This window comes from Kribbella sp. NPDC003505 (assembly GCF_040610875.1).
Taxonomy (GTDB): domain Bacteria; phylum Actinomycetota; class Actinomycetes; order Propionibacteriales; family Kribbellaceae; genus Kribbella.
In genome coordinates, this window is sequence record NZ_JBEXNA010000019.1 from 18,208 (window position 1) to 34,187 (window position 15,980).

A 15,980-nucleotide genomic window follows, 5' to 3' on the forward strand; every position below is an offset into this window, starting at 1 on the left:
CGCGCCGATCTGAGGCGGATATCTGCAGTCAACCGCGTACAGTGGCTGCATGTCCTCCAGAGTTTCGAAAGACGACCCGGGGAAGTACTCGCCCGCGGTCGACCGGACCCTTGCGGTTCTCGAGGCGCTGGTTCAGTCGGACGGGTCGCTGACCCTCACCGCCCTGGCCAAGGAGACCTCGATCTCCCTAGCTACTTGTGCATCGATCGTGCACTCGCTCGAGCGCCGCGGTTACGCGTCGCGCCGGATCGTTGGGCGCAGCCATTTCTGGTCCGCGACCATGGCGTTGTACGGGCTGGCCGTCCAGTTGACGCGTAACGTCGATCTCGCCGGTGTGGCACAGGAAGAGATGCAGACCCTCGCCGATGAGCTGCGCATGCCGGTCCACATCGGCGTACTGAACGGGCCCTCGATCGTCTATGTGGCGAAGGCGAGCAGTCCTGGGATGATCCAGTTCGACACGTACCCGGGGAAGACGGTTCGCTTCAACCTGACGGCTCTAGGCCGGGCGATCGCAGCCATGCTTCCGAGTCATGAACTGGAGCCGCTGCTCGAGCATCTCGCCGCCGGCCACGGTCCGAAGGCGCGCTCAGGTGGCCGCAAGGAGTTCCTTGCTCTTCTCGATCAGGTCCGACGCTACGGCTATGCGGTCGAGGATGAAGAGGACGAGGCGAACATCGCTTGTGTCGCCGCCCCCTTTGTCGGCCCCGAGGGGCATGTCGCCGGTGCGGTCGGGGTGACGACATTGGCCGCCGGGCTCGACACCGAAGTCGTCCTGCGTGTGGCCACCAAGCTCCGGGGCCTTGCCGCGGTGATCTCGGATGGCCTGGGCGGCGTGCGGTCCGACGCCGGCTGACAAGTCCGGCGATCCGGGCTATGAGCCCGGGCGTACGCGTACGGCGACTTCGACCTCGACCGTACTGCCGGTCGGCAGGGCGGCGACGCCGATCGCGGAACGCGTGTGGATGCCGATTTCGGTCCCGAAGACGTACTGCAGGTAGGCGGTCGCGGCGTCAGCCACGATGTGCTGCTCCGTGAAGTCCTTGTGGCTGGCAATGAAGACGGTCATGCGGACTACCTCGACGACGTCGTCGAGCTCGATCGCGGTCGCCAGTGCGGCGATCGCGTTGCGGGCGCACTGCCAGGCCGCGGATCGAGCGGTGAGCAGGTCGACATCGACGGGGACCTGGCCGTTCGCGACGTTCGCCCCATCCAGGTGTGCGGTTTGTCCGGAGGTCAGGACTATGTCGCCGATCCGCGTGCACGGGGCGATGGCTGGTCGGCTGCCGTCGACCGGATCCGGCCCGGCGGGTGCCGAGAGATGGCGGGTCAGAGCGTTCAAGGCAAGCTCCAGCTTCAGGTATACGAAGACCACTTCTTGAATACGGGGCAATGTACGGGCATCCCGACACGCGGCACAAGCTCACTCCGGCTCAGCTTGCCATTGACGAGAACTGCACTGACGCGCTGAAGTCGAGGTATCGGAAGGTGGGTGCAGAGCTGGCGGTTGGAGCCGAGCGACTCTCCAGTCGCACCGGCCGCCGCCGTCTACATCATGATATCCTCAGAATCTCGCATATATATTCGATATAGCGAACGGAGTGAGTATGGCCAGACCTGGCGTGGCACTGGTCGGTCTCGGAGCGATCGGGATTGCGGCGCACCTGCCCGCCCTCTTACGCTCCAGCGACCTCAAGCTCGTGGCAGTTGCGGACGTCGATCCGGACAGATTGGCAGATCCGGCGTTGCCCTCCGGCACCGACCGGGTGACGGGAATCGGACCGATCTTGGAGCGCGACGACGTTGCCGGCATCGTCCTGGCTACGCCGCCTTGGGTGACGCCGGAGCTCGCAGTTGCAGCGGCCTCGACGGGGCGGGCGGTCCTGATCGAGAAGCCGGTCGCCGTCGACACGCAGGCCGCCCGAAGGTACGACGCGCTCACGCCGGCCCAGCGATCGAGGATCCAGGTCGGCCTTGCGTACCGCCACGACCCTGCGATGGTCGAGTTGCGACGACTGATCGAGGAGGGTCGGCTCGGGTCGCCGTTGCTGGTCCGCGCTCACATCTACGACGAGCTTGCTGTCGGCAACGTCGTCCATGACGAGCTCATCCGGGCCACCCTGCAACGCGGCACTCCGGTGATCCACGAAGGCGCGCATGTTCTCGACTGGTTGCGCTACCTGCTCGGCGTCCCCGGTCAGCTGCTCGATGCCTGGTCTCTGCGGACCTCGTCAGCTCTGCCCGCCGACAACGTCGTCGGAGCGCGGCTGAGGTATGGCCCGCACACGGTCCTGCTCGAATTCGGCTGGTACACCGCAGCGCTCCCGACCACTCAACTGACGGTCACCGGGGAGTTGGGTACGGCGACCCTGGACGGCTTCACCTTCGATCTCACCGTGGTGACGAGTGCGGGCTCGATGTCCACTCGCTATCAGCCGGATCGCACGACCCGCTGTTTCGACCTGCAGGTGGCGCGCTTCGCTGCGCTCCTCAACGGTGCGACCGCCGACCCCGATCTCGACGGGGGTCTTCGTGCGCTGCGCCTCGCCTGCCACATCGCAGACAGCGCCAGGCAATCTGGTGGACCGAGCCTGAAAGCAGTCCTTTCATGATCAAGAGATGGGCCGATTGTCCCCGCCAGGAACTGACCGACTGTCTGCCGCGCGGCCTGGTCGTCCTCGCCATCGGGGCCGTCGAGCAGCATGGGCCGCACCTTCCGACCGGCACGGACGCGTTGGTGGTCACCAGCTTGGTGAACCGAGCCGCCGAGCTCGCCGGCGATCGATGTCCGGGCGACGTGATTCTCGCGCCCGAGGTCGCCGTCGGCGTCTCGGCACACCATGTTCCGTTCGGTGGCACCCTGTCGCTGTCGCCGGCCACGATGCTGGGGCTACTCGGCGATCTCTTCGACTCGATCGCCGCGGCAGGTGCGAGCCGCCTCCTCGTGGTCAACGGTCATGGGGGCAACTCCGGCATCCTTCGAGCCGCCGCGGGAGCGGCCGGCGCGCGCACCCGGATGAAGGTTGCGTGTCTGGACTACTGGGCGCTCCTGCCGAGCAGCCCGACCATGCCGGGTCATGCCGGTGAATTCGAGACGGCGCTCGTCCTGGCACTTATGCCAGACCGCGTTCGGGACACCCCGACTCGGGACCAAGCACCGACGTATCCGGCAGTGCGCGGCGCCGAGGTTCATACACAGGAAGGTTGGGCCACGATGGACGGCTTCAGCGATCTGCCCCACCGAGCCGGCAAGGAAGCCGGTGACGGCTTCTTCCGCGACCTCGCCGACGCCCTCGCCGAGACGATCGTGACGGCGGCGGCGCTGTGATCGACTTCCACACGCACACACCGGCCTGGCACACGGCCACCCTGCTGAACGGGACGCCGTTCGGTCCGGACGATTTCGTCGGGTTCATGGATCGCGCCGGCATCGACCGTGCGGTCGTGCTCGCGCACGACGGCCTGTTCCGCTCATCGCCGCAGGCGAACGAGGAGCTGGCCGAATTCGTTGCCGCCTATCCCGATCGGCTCGTCGGCTTCGGTACGTATTCGCCGCGGCATCGTGAGGCGGTGGACGAGATTCGTCGGTGCTTCACAGAGCTCGGGCTGCGTGGGATCAAGTTGCACCCCTGGTTGCAAGGCTTCAGCGTCCACGAGCCTGAGGTGGATCGGCTCGTGGACGCCGTAGCCGAGCACGGCGGCATCGTGCTCAGCCATGACGGCACACCCCCGTACTCGACGGCCGGTCAGTTGGCTGCGTTGGCCTCGAGACATCCCACCGTGCCGCTCGTCCTCGGCCACGCCGGACTTCACGACCTTTGGCGCGAGTCACTGGCGGCGATCCAGGAGTACGAGAACGTCTATGCCTGTCTGTGTGGTACTCCCCCGTATGCCTCGCGCCGGATCCTCGAGGCCGCACCTCCGGGGAAGGTCGTCTTCGGGACCGATGCCGGACTATCGGATCGAGTGAGCCAGGACTATGCGGTCGCTCGCATTCGCGAGATCGATCACTGGGGCATCGAGCCAGACCTGCGCCAAGCGCTCCTGTTCGACAATCCCCGACGACTTCTGGAGGTTGGTAGCGCATGATCGTCGACGTCCACACGCACACACCGACGCACCGAGAACCGGTCGCACCGGAGGATGTCGTGTCCTTCCTGGGTTGGCGCACCGACAGGCCGGTCGTTACATCGAACAGTTGGGCAGACCACGCCGAAGCCACTGCCGCGGCAGATGTCTCGATCGTGTTCAACATCGCTGTCGACGATCCGGTGGCGTCGACCGGACTGGATTACGACCCGGCGGTGACGAACACTGCGACCGCCGAATTCGTGGCGGCGGATCCAACGTCCCGGATCGGGTTCATGTCCGTCAACCCGTGCCGCCCCGGCGTCTGGGAGGAAGTTCAAAGGGCGCGGGATCTCGGTTTGGTCGGGGTCAAGCTCGGCGCGAACTATCAGGAGTTCGAACCGCTGTCCGATCCAGCGCTCGAGTTCTACCGGTATTGCGAGCGAGAGGGACTGCCGATCCTGTTCCATCAAGGGGCATCTCCGATCAGGCACGCGCCACTTCGTTACACGCACCCACTGATTACCGACGAGATCGCAATCGCGTGTCCTGAGCTTCGGATAGTGATGGCACACATGGGGCATCCCTGGGCACGCGAGACCGTCGTGACGATCAGGAAGCACCCCCACGTGTACGCGGATGTCTCATCGATCTACCTCCGGCCGTGGGTCCTGTACGAATCGCTGATGTTCGCCGTCGAATGGGGTGCGGCCCACAAGTTGCTTCTCGGATCCGATTTCCCGATCGCTACGACTGCTGAGGCGATCGAAGGCCTGCGGAGCGTCAACGCGATCGTTGACGGCACTGCTCTGCCTCACATCCCAGAGGAAGTCGTCGACGCGATCGTCAACGCCGACGCCCTTGGACATCTCGGGCTGACGAGGCCAGGAGCAGCATCGTGAGAATCGACGCACACGTTCGTATCGGAGTTCAGCGTGAGGCCGAGCTCAGCCCTGAACTCTTGCTCGCCCGTATGGACGAATTCGATATCGACTGCGCCCTGATCGCTCCGGCCGAGGGCCAGATCGCGTACTACAACCGTGAAGGCAACGACGCTGTCATCGCGGCGTCGGCTCGGTCCGGTGGTCGATTGCTCGCCTACGCCGTGGCCACTCCGTGGTCGGGTCGGGCTGCCGTCACCGAGCTTCGCCGCGCTCAGGATGGCGGCGCACGGGCGCTCTGCGTCGACTCGGCGCTGCAGGGCTTCGACCTGCTCGACGGGACGATCGAGCCTCTGCTCGCCGTGGCAGCCGAAGCGGGTTGGCCGGTGTATGTGCGTACCGGAACGCCTCCAGGGCACTTGCCGTTGCCTACCGCAACGCTTGCGCGCCGGCATCCAGAGCTGTCCTTCGTCATGGGCCGCAGCGGGGCGACCGACTTCTGGGCGGACGCCGGCCCTGCCCTGCGCTCTGCCGAGAACCTGTATGGCGACACGTCGTACGCCCCTTGGGACACCTTGCTCAGTGGACTGGCAGCAGATCCGGAGATCGGCGCGAAGCGGCTTCTGTTTGCAACCGACCAGCCTTACGCGACGGTCGCCGGCGAGGTGGCCCGGATCGCCGACTGGCCGCTGTCGGACGACGACCGAGCTGCTGTCTTCGGCGGCACCCTGCTGAGCCTCCTCGGCGAGGCCCGAGTTCCATCCTCCGCACCCGAACGACTCTGAAAGAGAGACTGTAGATGCCGCATCCGACGGACCGCCTGCCTGAGAGCTCGCGTCGCCCCACACTCGGTCTGGACGCCGCTGACCTGTTGCGCGGCGTTTCACCAGTACTGGAGACACCGTTCACCGAAACCGGCGACATCGACGTGGATGGATTCCGGCGAGTGGTCAACCATGTGTTGAGCACCGGGGTCTCAAGTCTCATGTACCCGGGGTTCGCCAGTGAGTACTACAAGCTTGACTCCGGTGAACGAGAAGAACTGGTAGGCATCCTCATCGAAGAGGTGCGGGCCCGACCGGCTGTCGCCGCGATCATCGCCGTTCAGGATCATGCGACACGGCTCGCGGAGATCAGCGCAGCGGCGGCTGCCGCCGCGGGTGCGGATGCGATCAATCTGCTGCCTCCACACCTGCTGAGCCCGCCCGCACAAGCCGTCGAACAGCATCTGCGGTGCGTTCTAGCCGCTGTGCCCGACACTCCGGTCGTGGTGCAGTACGCGCCGACGGAGACCGGAACGAGCTTGTCGCCGCAACGGTTGGCGCGCATCGCCGTCGACCATCCGAACCTGGCTCTCGTCAAGGTCGAGTCGAGCCCGCCGGGCCCCTTCATCGAGGCGTTGCTCGCCTGTGACCCACCGTTGCCGGCGTTCGAGGGGTATGCCGGAGTCCAGCTGCTAGACGCCTTTCGGCGGGGTGCGGTCGGGACGCAGCCCGGATGCTCATTCACCGAGATCTACGTGGAGATCTGGCGCCGCCTCTCCGGCGGTGACGAAGCAGGGGGAGCGGCGTTGCATGCTCGACTCCTGCCCTACATCTCGTACTGGATGCTCGACACCGAGACGATCAACGCGGCGGAGAAGCTCATCTCGTTCCGGCGAGGCCTCATCGAAAGCCCGCTGTGTCGTGCGCCCGCGCATCGACTCGACCGTCAGGAAGTGGCGATGGTCGATCGGTTCCTCGAAGAGTTCGCTGATCTGCTGGTCGGTCCCGGCGATCGGTTGCTGGCGTGATCGCGCATCGCTATAGTACGAGATATAAGAACTATTTCTCTTATCTCGAAGATTAGGAGAGGTCATGAAGCGGAGAAAAGCCGCACTGCTCGCCACTGTCACCTCCGCCACGCTCCTCCTCGGGGCCTGCGGAGGTAACGGCGACTCCAAGCAGGACGCGGCGAACGCGGCAAACTGGCGCAACGACATCTCGGCTGGGCAGATCGAAGCGGGGGTGCTGCCTGCCAAGGGCACTCCCGGGCTGACCTACCTGGAGGGTCTGGCGAAGAAGATCGAGACCGAAGTGCCCGGGAGCACGGTGAAGCTGACTTTCGCGAACACCGAGGCGCGTCCTGGACTGGAGCAGCGGTGGCGTGGAGGCAACGGTCCGGATGTCGACTACGGAATGTTCGACGGCACGAACCCCGCGCAGTTGGTCTGGGCGGACGACGGCGCGCTGCTGAACCTTCGTCCGTACCTCGAACAGAAGGATCCGGCCACGGGCAAGACGTGGCTCGACGCCTTCTCACCGGCCGCACTGGACTTCATGACCAATCCCAAGGACAAGGGCATCTACGGGGTACCGACGGAACTCTCGACACAGGTGCTCTTCTACAACAAGGGAATGTTCGACAAGCTAGGCATCACGCCGCCGACGACTTGGGCGCAGTTCGAGGCTGCTGCCGACAAACTCCTGGCGAGCAAGGTCGCGCCGGTCGCGGTCACGGGTCTCTTCCACCCCTACATGGGCATGTGGAGTGACAACCTATGGCTTCGCACCGTCGGCTGGAAGAAGGCGAATGCAGTCCTGGCCCGTAGTGAGGGGAGCCTCTCGGACGATCCTGGTTTCCTCAAGGGACTCGAGATGCTCCAGGCGATGCGTGACAAGAAGTACTTCGCCCCGGGTTTCGAAGGTACCGATTTCACTCCGGCGCAGGCACAGTTCTTCCAGGGCAAGACCGGAATCATCTTGATGGGCAGTTGGCTGGTCGGCGAGATGAAAGACGTCATTCCGGCCGACTTCGAGATCGGCGTGCTGCCGTTCCCGAGCGTCGAGGGCGCGTCGGGCGACCAGAAGGCGCTGATGTCGGCGGCTCAGCTGATCTCCGTCAACGCCAAAGGCAAGAACATCCCGTTGACCCTCAACTGGGTCAGCAAGATCACGAGCGCCACGGTGCAGACCGAGCGTGCCGAGAAATTCGGCGAACTGTCGGCGGTCGTCGGTGTCCCCAGCCCGAAGGGCGTGACTGGCATCGATCAGGTGGTCGCAGGCGCAGATCCGTTGGTGCCGCGCGAGTTCGCAACCGCCGGGACCAAGGCGCACGACCTCATCTACTCGGAGATCGCCAGGCTCATGTTCGGTCAACAGGACGCGAAGGAGACGCTGAAGCGGCTCGACGAGGGACTCGCCCGACTCAAGAAGTAAGGATGGAACGATGTTTCGCAGGGCGCAGCAACGCCTGATAGTCCCCTTCGTACTGCCGGCCCTCGGATTGCTGACCGTCTTCTTCCTCTACCCGCTCGTCAGGACCTTTCAGATCTCGATGAGCGAGTACAGCCGGACGGGCCGCGCGACGTTCGTCGGCGCTGAGCAGTATGGTGAACTTCTGCACGACAGCCAGTACCTCTCCGCGGTCCAGCACGCGCTCATCATGGCGTTCGTCGGCGGAGCCATGCTCTTTCCGCCGGCGATCGCGGTGGCCTGGGCGTTTCATCATCGGCTGCGCGGAGAAACCTTCTTCCGGATGGCGATCTTCTCGCCGGTAGTGCTCTCGGTTGCCGTCGTCGCCCTGATGTGGAAGTTCGTGATGCATCCCACGCTCGGCCTGATCAACCCGCTTTTCGATCGGCTGGGACTCGGAGACATCATACCGATCCTGCTCGGCAACCCCCATACCGCACTTCCGGCAGTCACCTTCGTGGCCGTCTGGCACGGCATCGGCGTTTGGATCGTGCTCATGTCCGCGGGCTTCTCCAGGCTGCCGACGGATGTGATCGAGGCCGCCAGGATCGATGGCTGCGGGGAGTGGCGGACCTTCTGGCACGTGATGCTCCCCCTGATGAGAGATCTCCTGAGAGTGCTCGTGATCCTGTGGTTCGTCCAATCGCTGCAGGCCTTCGCCTTCGTCTTCATCATGACCAGCGGAGGACCGTTCGGTTCGTCCGAGATCCCGGCCACGCTGATGTTCCGCACCGCGTTCGACCAAGGCGACTTCGGATACGCGGCGGCGATGGGGATCGTCCTCGTCGGCCTGCTCCTGGTGGTGGCCGGGACGCTGAGCCGCCTCTTGAAGCGGAGCAATCTTGAGTACTGAAATCGGAGCCAAGACGTCGGCCCGGCACAGTCGGCCGGTCCGGCGTGTATCAGGTGTTGAACCGATCGGAAGTCGCGAACGAGCGACATACCGGCCCTTCCATCTGACCTTCTACCTGCTGATGGGCACCATGTCCTTATCAGCGATCCTGGCCTTCGTCTGGATCATCAACGCTTCGCTGAAGACCAATCGGGACTTCATCGGCACTCCGCCCTTCTCCATCACCAAGACATTCAGCTTCGGTAACTATGCGCGTGCCTGGGAGGACGGTGGGGTCGCGACCTTCTTCGCCAACAGCGTGCTCGTCGCTGTTGCCTCGACTGTGCTCGGCGTCGGACTTGCCGTCCTGGCTGCTTACCCGTTGGCCAGGATTCCGTTCCGGGCGAGCGGGTTGGTGCTCGGGATCTTCGTGCTCGGGCTCGCTGTGCCATGGATGGTCACCTTCATTCCGCTGTATCTGACGCTGCAGGACCTGGGACTGCTCGACAGCCGGCTGGGACTGGTCCTCGTGTACGCGACCTACAATCTGCCGTTCAACGTCTTCGTGATGGTCGGTTTCACCAAATCGTTGCCCTCGGAGCTCGAGGAGGCTGCGGCCGTCGACGGCGCCGGTCCGGCGCGTACGTTCTTCTCGGTGATCCTGCCGCTCCTCGGTCCCGGTGTCGCCTCGGTGACCATCATCAGCTTCCTCAACAACTGGAACGAATTCTTCTACGCCGTGGTGTTCATTCACTCCGAAGGGCACATGACCCTGCCCGTCGGGCTGTGGCGCCTGAGTCAAGCCGCCGAGTACGCGAGCAACTGGGTCACGCTCTTCGGGGCGATGATCATCACCAGCATTCCGGTGCTGGTGATCTTCTCCTTCCTCCAGCGTCACATCACAGCGGGTCTCACCGCAGGCGCCCTCAAGGGCTGACCGCGCCGCCACGAAAGGGATTGCTACCTTGCCGCAGTATCTGAAGGTGCCGAGCAGCACTACTTCCAAAGACACCGAACGCCTCCGCGCCGTCAGGGAGACGGTGTCCGAGGTCATCGCGGACGTCCGGGAGAACGGCGACGCTGCTGTTCGCAAGTACTCCGAGAAGTTCGATCACTGGTCTCCTGAGAGCTTCCGGCTCAGTGAAGACGAGGTCGCGCGCATCGTCGGGTCGGTGCCCGAGGAGGTGACTCGCGACATCGTGGCGGTTCAGGACCGGGTCCGCCGCTTCGCTCAACTTCAGAAGGACTCGCTGCGGGACTTCGAGGCCGAGACCGAACCCGGTGTTCGCCTCGGGCAGAAGAGCATCCCGGTTGCGGCGGCGGGCGCCTACGTGCCGGGCGGACGGTACCCGCTCGTTGCCTCGGCCCACATGACGGTGGTGACCGCGAAGGTAGCCGGGGTCGAACGCGTCAGCGCCTGCACGCCGCCGATCCGCGGCGAGATCCCCGCCGCCACGATCGCCGCCCTGCATCTGGCCGGAGCCGATGAGATCTTTCTCCTCGGCGGTACACAGGCCGTCGCGGCGATGGCCCTGGGGACCGAGACCATCGAAAAGGTCGACCTGCTCGCCGGGCCGGGGAACGCCTACGTGGCCGAAGCGAAGCGGCAGTTGTTCGGCGAGGTCGGGATCGACCTGTTCGCCGGCCCGACCGAGACCCTTGTCGTCGCCGACGAGTACGCCGACCCTCTCGTCGTGGCCGTCGACCTCCTCAGCCAGGCCGAGCATGGACCCGATTCACCGGCGGTGCTGGTGACCTCGTCGGAAGTCATCGGTCGACAGGTGCTCGACCTCGTCGAGGAACTGCTCGAGGACATGCCGACGGCCGACTTCGCCGGCCCGGCCTGGCGAGACTTCGGACAGATCGTCGTCACCGACGGACTCGAGGAGGCTTGGCGGGTCGCCGACGCCTTCGCGTCGGAGCACGTCCAGATCCTCACCGCCGACCCGCGGGTCGCACTGGAGACGATGCGGAACTTCGGCGCGATCTTCCTCGGAGAGGGGACGTGTGTTTCGTACGGCGACAAGGTCATCGGAACGAACCACACACTGCCGACGCGCCACGCTGCTCGGTACACTGGCGGCTTGTGGGTCGGCAAGTACCTCAAGACCGTGACCTACCAGGAGGTTGTTGACACGACTGCCAGCGCGAAGCTCGGCGAACTGTGCGGAAGGGCGGCCAGGGTCGAGTTCTTCGAGGGCCATGCCCGGTCCGGAGATATCCGCGCGTGGAAGTACGCCGGGAAGGACCTCGACTGGCTCCCGGCGCGTTTCGTGCGGGGTCAGGAGCTGTGATCGACCGGATCGCCGGACGTACCGCGATGGTGACTGGCGCCGGAAACGGTCTGGGCCGGGCTATCGCTATCGGCCTCGCCGACGTGGGAGCCCGCTTGATCCTGGTGGGACGATCGCGGGACAAGCTCGAATCCGTGGCCGGCGAAATTGGATCCAACTGTCTCGTTGCAACCTGCGACACCGCCGACGAGGTCCAGGTCGGGAGACTGGCTCGGCAGGTGGCCGACGAGAACGTCTCGATCCTCGTCAACAACGCCGGGATCGCCGGGCCGGTCGCGCCCCTGACAGACGTCGATGTCACGGACTGGGACGAAGTCTTTGCGGTCAACGTACGCGGCGTGTTCCTCATGTGCCGCGCCTTCGTGCCTGCGATGGTCGACAACGGATCCGGCGACATCATCAATGTCGCGTCGGTCAGCGGAAAAAGACCCTTGGTACGAAGGACGCCTTACGCCGCGTCCAAGATGGCTGTCATCGGCCTCACGGCGACCTTCGCGCACGAGGTCGGCCGCTTCGGAGTGAACGTCAACAGTCTGTCGCCGGGGCCGGTCGCCGGGCCGCGAATGGATCGGAACTTCGCGCTCGACGCGGCCGCGACCGGCCGGACACCGGAAGAGGCCGAGGCGGAGTTCGTCGGCCGGTCGGCATTGGAACGGATGGTCACGGAATCGGAGGTGGCCGATGCGGTCGTCGCGATGCTGCACATGCCGGGGTTGTGTGCGGCGGACGTTGACCTGTCGGCGGGCATGGTGGCCCGATGAGCGCAGATCAGCACGTGGCGGTGCTGGGCACCGGGCTGATGGGTTCGAGTATCGCGACGCTGCTGCGGAAGTACCGGTACCCCGTCCGATGCTTCGATGCGGGATCGCGGCCTTCCGTGCAGGGGGACTCGGGCTTGGTGATCTGCGACTCGATCGGCGACGCGGTACGAGACGCGTTCCTGGTGATCGAGGCGGTTTTCGAGGACATCGGCGTCAAGCAGGACGTCTATCGTGAGGTCGAGCAACACAACACGATCGCGCCGATCGCCTCGAACACCTCGTCGTTGGTGCCCAGTCTCCTGTCTGCGGCGATGGACAGCCCCGAACGGTTGGTGGTTGCGCACTTCTTCAACCCTGCCGACCTCGTTCCGCTCGTTGAACTGGTACCGCATCCTGGCTCCTCGGCCGACGCGGTCGAGACCGTGCGATGCGTTCTCGAGTCGATGGATCGAACGGTGATCTCACTCGACCGCGAGTGCCCGGGATTCGTCGCGAACAGATTGCAGGCGGCCATCGTGCGCGAAGCTCTGGCGCTCGTTGCCGAGGGCATCGCCACCCCCGAGATGATCGACACAGCAGTGACGAGCTGCCTCGGCGCCAGGTGGGCTGTCGCCGGCCCGCTGCGCACAATCGACTCGGCCGGGCTCGACGTATGGCAGGCAATCTGCGCGCAGTTGTTTCCTATCTTGTCGGCGGTGAACACGAGGTCGCGGGCGATCGATGAGCTCGTTAGCCGCGGCCGCTTGGGGATGAAGGCGGGGGAAGGCTTCTTCGAGTACACGGAGGAGGACGTCGCGGCCCACCGCAGCCGGCTGGAACTGACTCTGCGGAGGCCGACGATCTGACGGACCTGTGCTCGGCCACTGCCCAGCCGAGGCAGTGGCCGAGCAGCCGGGTCAGACCGCGGCGGTGAGCGTTGTCGCTGCTGCGTCCGCGAGTTCTTCGCCCTTGCGAACGAAGTGTTGCAGGAAGTAGGAGCGATGCTCGTCGTGCTCGTGGTAGTTGTGCGGAGTCAGAACGGCCGAAAACACCGGAGTGTTCGTCTCGAGCTGCACTTGCATAAGCGCTTGTACGACGGTTGACGCGACGAAGTCGTGCCGGTAGATGCCGCCGTCGACGACCAGTGCGCAGGCTGCGACCGCGGCGTACCGCCCTGAGGTCGCGAGTCGTTTGACCTTGAGGGGGATCTCGAAGGCGCCGGGGACCTCGATGACGTCGACCTGAGGAAAACCGCGGTCGGCCAGTCCGGTCCGGAAGGCCAACACCGCTGAATCCACGATATCGGCGTGCCAGCGAGCGGCCACGATGGCGACTCGGTGATCTGTGGGTGACTTCGTCATGTCTCTCCTTTTCGCGATGTCACCCAGGGCGTCAAGACGACCGCCAGGCGCAGCTGCGCCCTTGGTCGGTTCTCTTTCATCCGGACTGTGACCGTCGGCTCCGGGATCGCACCGGGATCTGCTGACCCTCTGCCCGACTGGGCGGAGGCGCTCGCGGGCTTGTGCGTCCGGATGGCCGGGCGACATCACCGCCGGTGGGGAGTTCCACCCCGCCCTGAGAACGTTGTGATCGGAAGATAGCACGAACTCGCAGATCGTGGCTGCTGCCCTTGTTCGTGGCATCGGCCGACGGCATGTAGCTGGTTGCTCTGGGCAATGTGTTGGAGGCTGGGCTTCCGTTTCGCGGATGGCGGGACTGGCGATCTTGCCGATGCCGGCGGAAGTCACCCTACCTAAAGTCAGCATGGCTTACTCCCCGGAGGTCTCGCCAGGCGCTGATCTCCCGGGCCGGGAGATTGAGTACTGCTGCAGCTCGACGCGTGCCGATCGAACGGGTCCGCGCATTCCTCAGACTTGCCGGCGGTGTGGATCACTTGGCCGTCCGCCCGAACGCGTCCAGGGCCGAGAAGGCCCTGGCCAACCGCTCGAGGTCCAGCGGGGCAGTGTCAGCCGTGGCGACTCGTAGTCGATGCATGCCTGCTACTGCCCGATGCAACCGATCCGGTCCGGCCCATTTCCAGAGCTTGTCACGGTGAGTCCTGGGACGCGCTGGAGACGTTGAGACCCGCGGAGAATTGAAGTCGCGGTCGGCTGCGAAGCACGCAGGATCTTCGCAAAGAACGGGAGTCGCGTCTTGTGCGTGACTCCTGGACCTGGCGCCGAGGAATGGCGATCGGTCATTTTGCGGATGCCAATGCGACTCGGGCTGGCTCACGATGGCACAGCTGCGATGCCATGGCGATATCGGTCCTCATGAACCGCGGAGGAGGTGGACCCGCCGCTCCGTCGACCGGCTGTGCGGTTGCGGCGCGGTCGCACAACATGCCCAGAGCGCTGTCGGAGGAGAGGTCGCGCATGGAGATCACCTGGTTCGTCAACCCCCGGAGTGCCGCGGTGATGGGGGTGGCTGCCACGATCACTGCGATCGTGATGTCTGCGGGCACCGCGTAGGCAGACCCGGCCGGTACGTGAGGATGCAGAACGTCGAGACCCGCCGGCACCTGACCATCGGTCATGGCTCCACTCCCGATGGAGCTCCTGCGAGATTGCCTGGCCATCCCCCGCGGGCAGCCGGGCGGATGGGCACCGGCGTGATTCAGTGGCGGTGCGCGACGAACCCGTGTGACAGCAGCCTCGGTTTCTACGACCAGCGCTGGTGGATGCAGCGCGACTCCGTCCTGGGCGGCTACCAGATCAGGAACGTCAACAGCGAAAGGTGCTTGGCGATCCTCAACGGCAACACGACCCCGGGCGTCCAGGCGATCCCGCGGACCTGCGCCAGCGACCTGGATCAACGGTGGTGGATCTGACGGCCCTTCGGCTTCCACGTCAGCGGAGAACCCTTTCGGAACAGAGAGGTATTTGAGTGAGGATCAATCGGTTCATCGGCGTCCGCAGGGTCGTCGCCGCGATTGTCGTGGCGGCTGTCACGGTTACCGCGATCGTAGTACCGGCGGGCACCGCTCAGGCAGTCCCAGGTATCGCCGTAGTCATGGTGAACATGCAGTCCGGACGGTACCTGACGATCGGCAACGCCTCTCACACCGACGGCGCCCCGGCCATCCAGTGGACGTCGCTCCCTGGGTACGAGCAGCGATGGAACTTCGTCAAGGTTCGCGACGAGCAGGAAGACTACTGGGACGAGTGGATCATCACGAACGCGCACAGCGGTGATTGCCTCGCGATCCCTGCAGGGAGCGGCGCGGACGGCGCTGGAGTCATCCAGTGGACGTGCGCGACGAACCCGTTCGATGGTCGCCTCGGTATCGACGACCAGCGTTGGTGGATCTGGTACGACTGGCTCTTGCGTGGCTACCGGATCATGAACCTGAAAAGTGGAAAGTGCCTGGCGATTCCGAACGGCACCACAGCCCTGGGAGTCCAGGCGATTCAGTGGTCGTGCGCCGACGACCTGGATCAGCGGTGGTGGATTTCCTGACCGGGTCCACCAGCAATCACGCCGCAGCACCGGTCGGGCCGTCTGTCCAGAACGCTTTCGGAGAATGGGACTCGTAGAAAAATCAGTCGGTTCATCAGCGCTCGCAGAGTTGTGGCCGCGGCTGTCGCGGCAACGGCCACGCTCGCTGCGATCGTGGTACCCGCGGGCGCCGCGCAGGCGGACCCCGGTTTGGAGTGCGAATGCGGAACGCCGAGACCTTCCAGTATCTGACAGTCGGCAACGCGTCGCATGTCGACGGTGCGCCCGCGATCCAGTGGACGTCGCTCAGCGGGCTGGAGCGGCGATGGGAGATGCGAAAGATTCACGACGTACCAGGAGACTCGTGGGACGAATGGATCATCCACAAGAAGCACAGTCACGACTGCCTGGCCATCCCCGAGAGCAGTACGGGCCCCGACCCTGGTTCTTGGACACGCTTACCCCAGCAGTTGCTGGGGTAAGCGAGATGATCC

General features: G+C 64.9%; 18 protein-coding genes and 1 riboswitch. Of the genes, 16 read left to right on the forward strand and 2 right to left on the reverse strand.

The window, feature by feature from the left end; all coding sequences use genetic code 11:
• Window positions 1-49 precede the first annotated feature (49 nt).
• Window positions 50-856 carry an IclR family transcriptional regulator gene (locus ABZX12_RS40745; protein ID WP_355700839.1) on the forward strand — a complete coding sequence of 269 codons (807 nt, stop codon included), beginning with the start codon at window positions 50-52 and terminating at the stop codon, window positions 854-856.
• Window positions 857-874: 18 nt separating this feature from the next.
• Here ABZX12_RS40745 and ABZX12_RS40750 read toward each other — a convergent pair whose 3' ends face one another.
• Window positions 875-1,342: a RidA family protein gene (locus tag ABZX12_RS40750; protein WP_355700840.1), complete on the reverse strand. Its 468-nt coding sequence runs from the start codon at window positions 1,340-1,342 to the stop codon at window positions 875-877.
• 265 nt (window positions 1,343-1,607) lie between these two features.
• Between ABZX12_RS40750 and ABZX12_RS40755 the strand changes: the two genes are divergently transcribed.
• The 12 genes from ABZX12_RS40755 to ABZX12_RS40810 all read left to right on the forward strand — a co-directional run bounded on the left by ABZX12_RS40755 (window position 1,608) and on the right by ABZX12_RS40810 (window position 12,914).
• On the forward strand, window positions 1,608-2,612 hold the full coding sequence (locus ABZX12_RS40755) for a Gfo/Idh/MocA family oxidoreductase (protein ID WP_355700841.1): 1,005 nt from the start codon (window positions 1,608-1,610) through the stop codon (window positions 2,610-2,612).
• On the forward strand, window positions 2,609-3,328 hold the full coding sequence (locus tag ABZX12_RS40760) for a creatininase family protein (RefSeq protein ID WP_355700842.1): 720 nt from the start codon (window positions 2,609-2,611) through the stop codon (window positions 3,326-3,328). Before ABZX12_RS40755 ends, ABZX12_RS40760 begins: the two co-directional genes overlap by 4 nt.
• Window positions 3,325-4,089 carry an amidohydrolase family protein gene (locus tag ABZX12_RS40765; protein ID WP_355700843.1) on the forward strand — a complete coding sequence of 255 codons (765 nt, stop codon included), beginning with the start codon at window positions 3,325-3,327 and terminating at the stop codon, window positions 4,087-4,089. The genes ABZX12_RS40760 and ABZX12_RS40765 overlap by 4 nt, the downstream gene beginning before the upstream one ends.
• On the forward strand, window positions 4,086-4,970 hold the full coding sequence (locus ABZX12_RS40770) for an amidohydrolase family protein (RefSeq protein WP_355700844.1): 885 nt from the start codon (window positions 4,086-4,088) through the stop codon (window positions 4,968-4,970). The genes ABZX12_RS40765 and ABZX12_RS40770 overlap by 4 nt, the downstream gene beginning before the upstream one ends.
• Window positions 4,967-5,734, forward strand: a complete 768-nt coding sequence (locus ABZX12_RS40775) for an amidohydrolase family protein (protein WP_355700845.1) — start codon at window positions 4,967-4,969, stop codon at window positions 5,732-5,734. The genes ABZX12_RS40770 and ABZX12_RS40775 overlap by 4 nt, the downstream gene beginning before the upstream one ends.
• A 14-nt stretch (window positions 5,735-5,748) precedes the next feature.
• Window positions 5,749-6,741, forward strand: a complete 993-nt coding sequence (locus ABZX12_RS40780; RefSeq protein WP_355700846.1) for a dihydrodipicolinate synthase family protein — start codon at window positions 5,749-5,751, stop codon at window positions 6,739-6,741.
• Window positions 6,742-6,805: 64 nt separating this feature from the next.
• Complete coding sequence (locus ABZX12_RS40785; RefSeq protein WP_355700847.1) at window positions 6,806-8,146, forward strand: extracellular solute-binding protein; 1,341 nt, start codon at window positions 6,806-6,808, stop codon at window positions 8,144-8,146.
• A gap of 10 nt (window positions 8,147-8,156) precedes the next feature.
• A complete protein-coding gene (locus ABZX12_RS40790) occupies window positions 8,157-9,035 on the forward strand; it encodes a sugar ABC transporter permease (protein ID WP_355700848.1) in 879 nt (292 codons plus the stop codon).
• 121 nt (window positions 9,036-9,156) lie between these two features.
• Window positions 9,157-9,951 (forward strand): carbohydrate ABC transporter permease, encoded by a 795-nt coding sequence (locus ABZX12_RS40795; RefSeq protein WP_355700849.1) that lies wholly within the window; start codon window positions 9,157-9,159, stop codon window positions 9,949-9,951.
• A 28-nt stretch (window positions 9,952-9,979) separates the two neighbouring features.
• Window positions 9,980-11,308, forward strand: a complete 1,329-nt coding sequence (gene hisD / locus ABZX12_RS40800) for a histidinol dehydrogenase (RefSeq protein WP_355700850.1) — start codon at window positions 9,980-9,982, stop codon at window positions 11,306-11,308.
• The gene (locus ABZX12_RS40805) at window positions 11,305-12,069 is read left to right on the forward strand and encodes an SDR family oxidoreductase (protein ID WP_355700851.1); all 765 of its coding nucleotides are present in this window, start codon (window positions 11,305-11,307) and stop codon (window positions 12,067-12,069) included. Before hisD ends, ABZX12_RS40805 begins: the two co-directional genes overlap by 4 nt.
• A 14-nt stretch (window positions 12,070-12,083) precedes the next feature.
• The gene (locus tag ABZX12_RS40810) at window positions 12,084-12,914 is read left to right on the forward strand and encodes a 3-hydroxyacyl-CoA dehydrogenase family protein (protein WP_355700852.1); all 831 of its coding nucleotides are present in this window, start codon (window positions 12,084-12,086) and stop codon (window positions 12,912-12,914) included.
• 51 nt (window positions 12,915-12,965) lie between these two features.
• Here ABZX12_RS40810 and ABZX12_RS40815 read toward each other — a convergent pair whose 3' ends face one another.
• Window positions 12,966-13,409: a 6,7-dimethyl-8-ribityllumazine synthase gene (locus tag ABZX12_RS40815; protein ID WP_355700853.1), complete on the reverse strand. Its 444-nt coding sequence runs from the start codon at window positions 13,407-13,409 to the stop codon at window positions 12,966-12,968.
• 64 nt (window positions 13,410-13,473) lie between these two features.
• Window positions 13,474-13,635, reverse strand: a riboswitch (FMN riboswitch).
• A gap of 1,024 nt (window positions 13,636-14,659) precedes the next feature.
• Here ABZX12_RS40815 and ABZX12_RS40820 point away from each other — a divergent pair.
• From ABZX12_RS40820 to ABZX12_RS40830, 3 genes are all read left to right on the forward strand, one after another.
• Entirely contained in the window at window positions 14,660-14,878 is a 219-nt protein-coding gene (locus ABZX12_RS40820) for an RICIN domain-containing protein (protein ID WP_355700854.1), read from the forward strand.
• Between the two features lie 56 nt (window positions 14,879-14,934).
• Window positions 14,935-15,507 carry an RICIN domain-containing protein gene (locus ABZX12_RS40825; RefSeq protein WP_355700855.1) on the forward strand — a complete coding sequence of 191 codons (573 nt, stop codon included), beginning with the start codon at window positions 14,935-14,937 and terminating at the stop codon, window positions 15,505-15,507.
• Window positions 15,508-15,707: 200 nt separating this feature from the next.
• Window positions 15,708-15,968 (forward strand): RICIN domain-containing protein, encoded by a 261-nt coding sequence (locus tag ABZX12_RS40830; RefSeq protein WP_355700856.1) that lies wholly within the window; start codon window positions 15,708-15,710, stop codon window positions 15,966-15,968.
• Window positions 15,969-15,980: the final 12 nt, after the last annotated feature.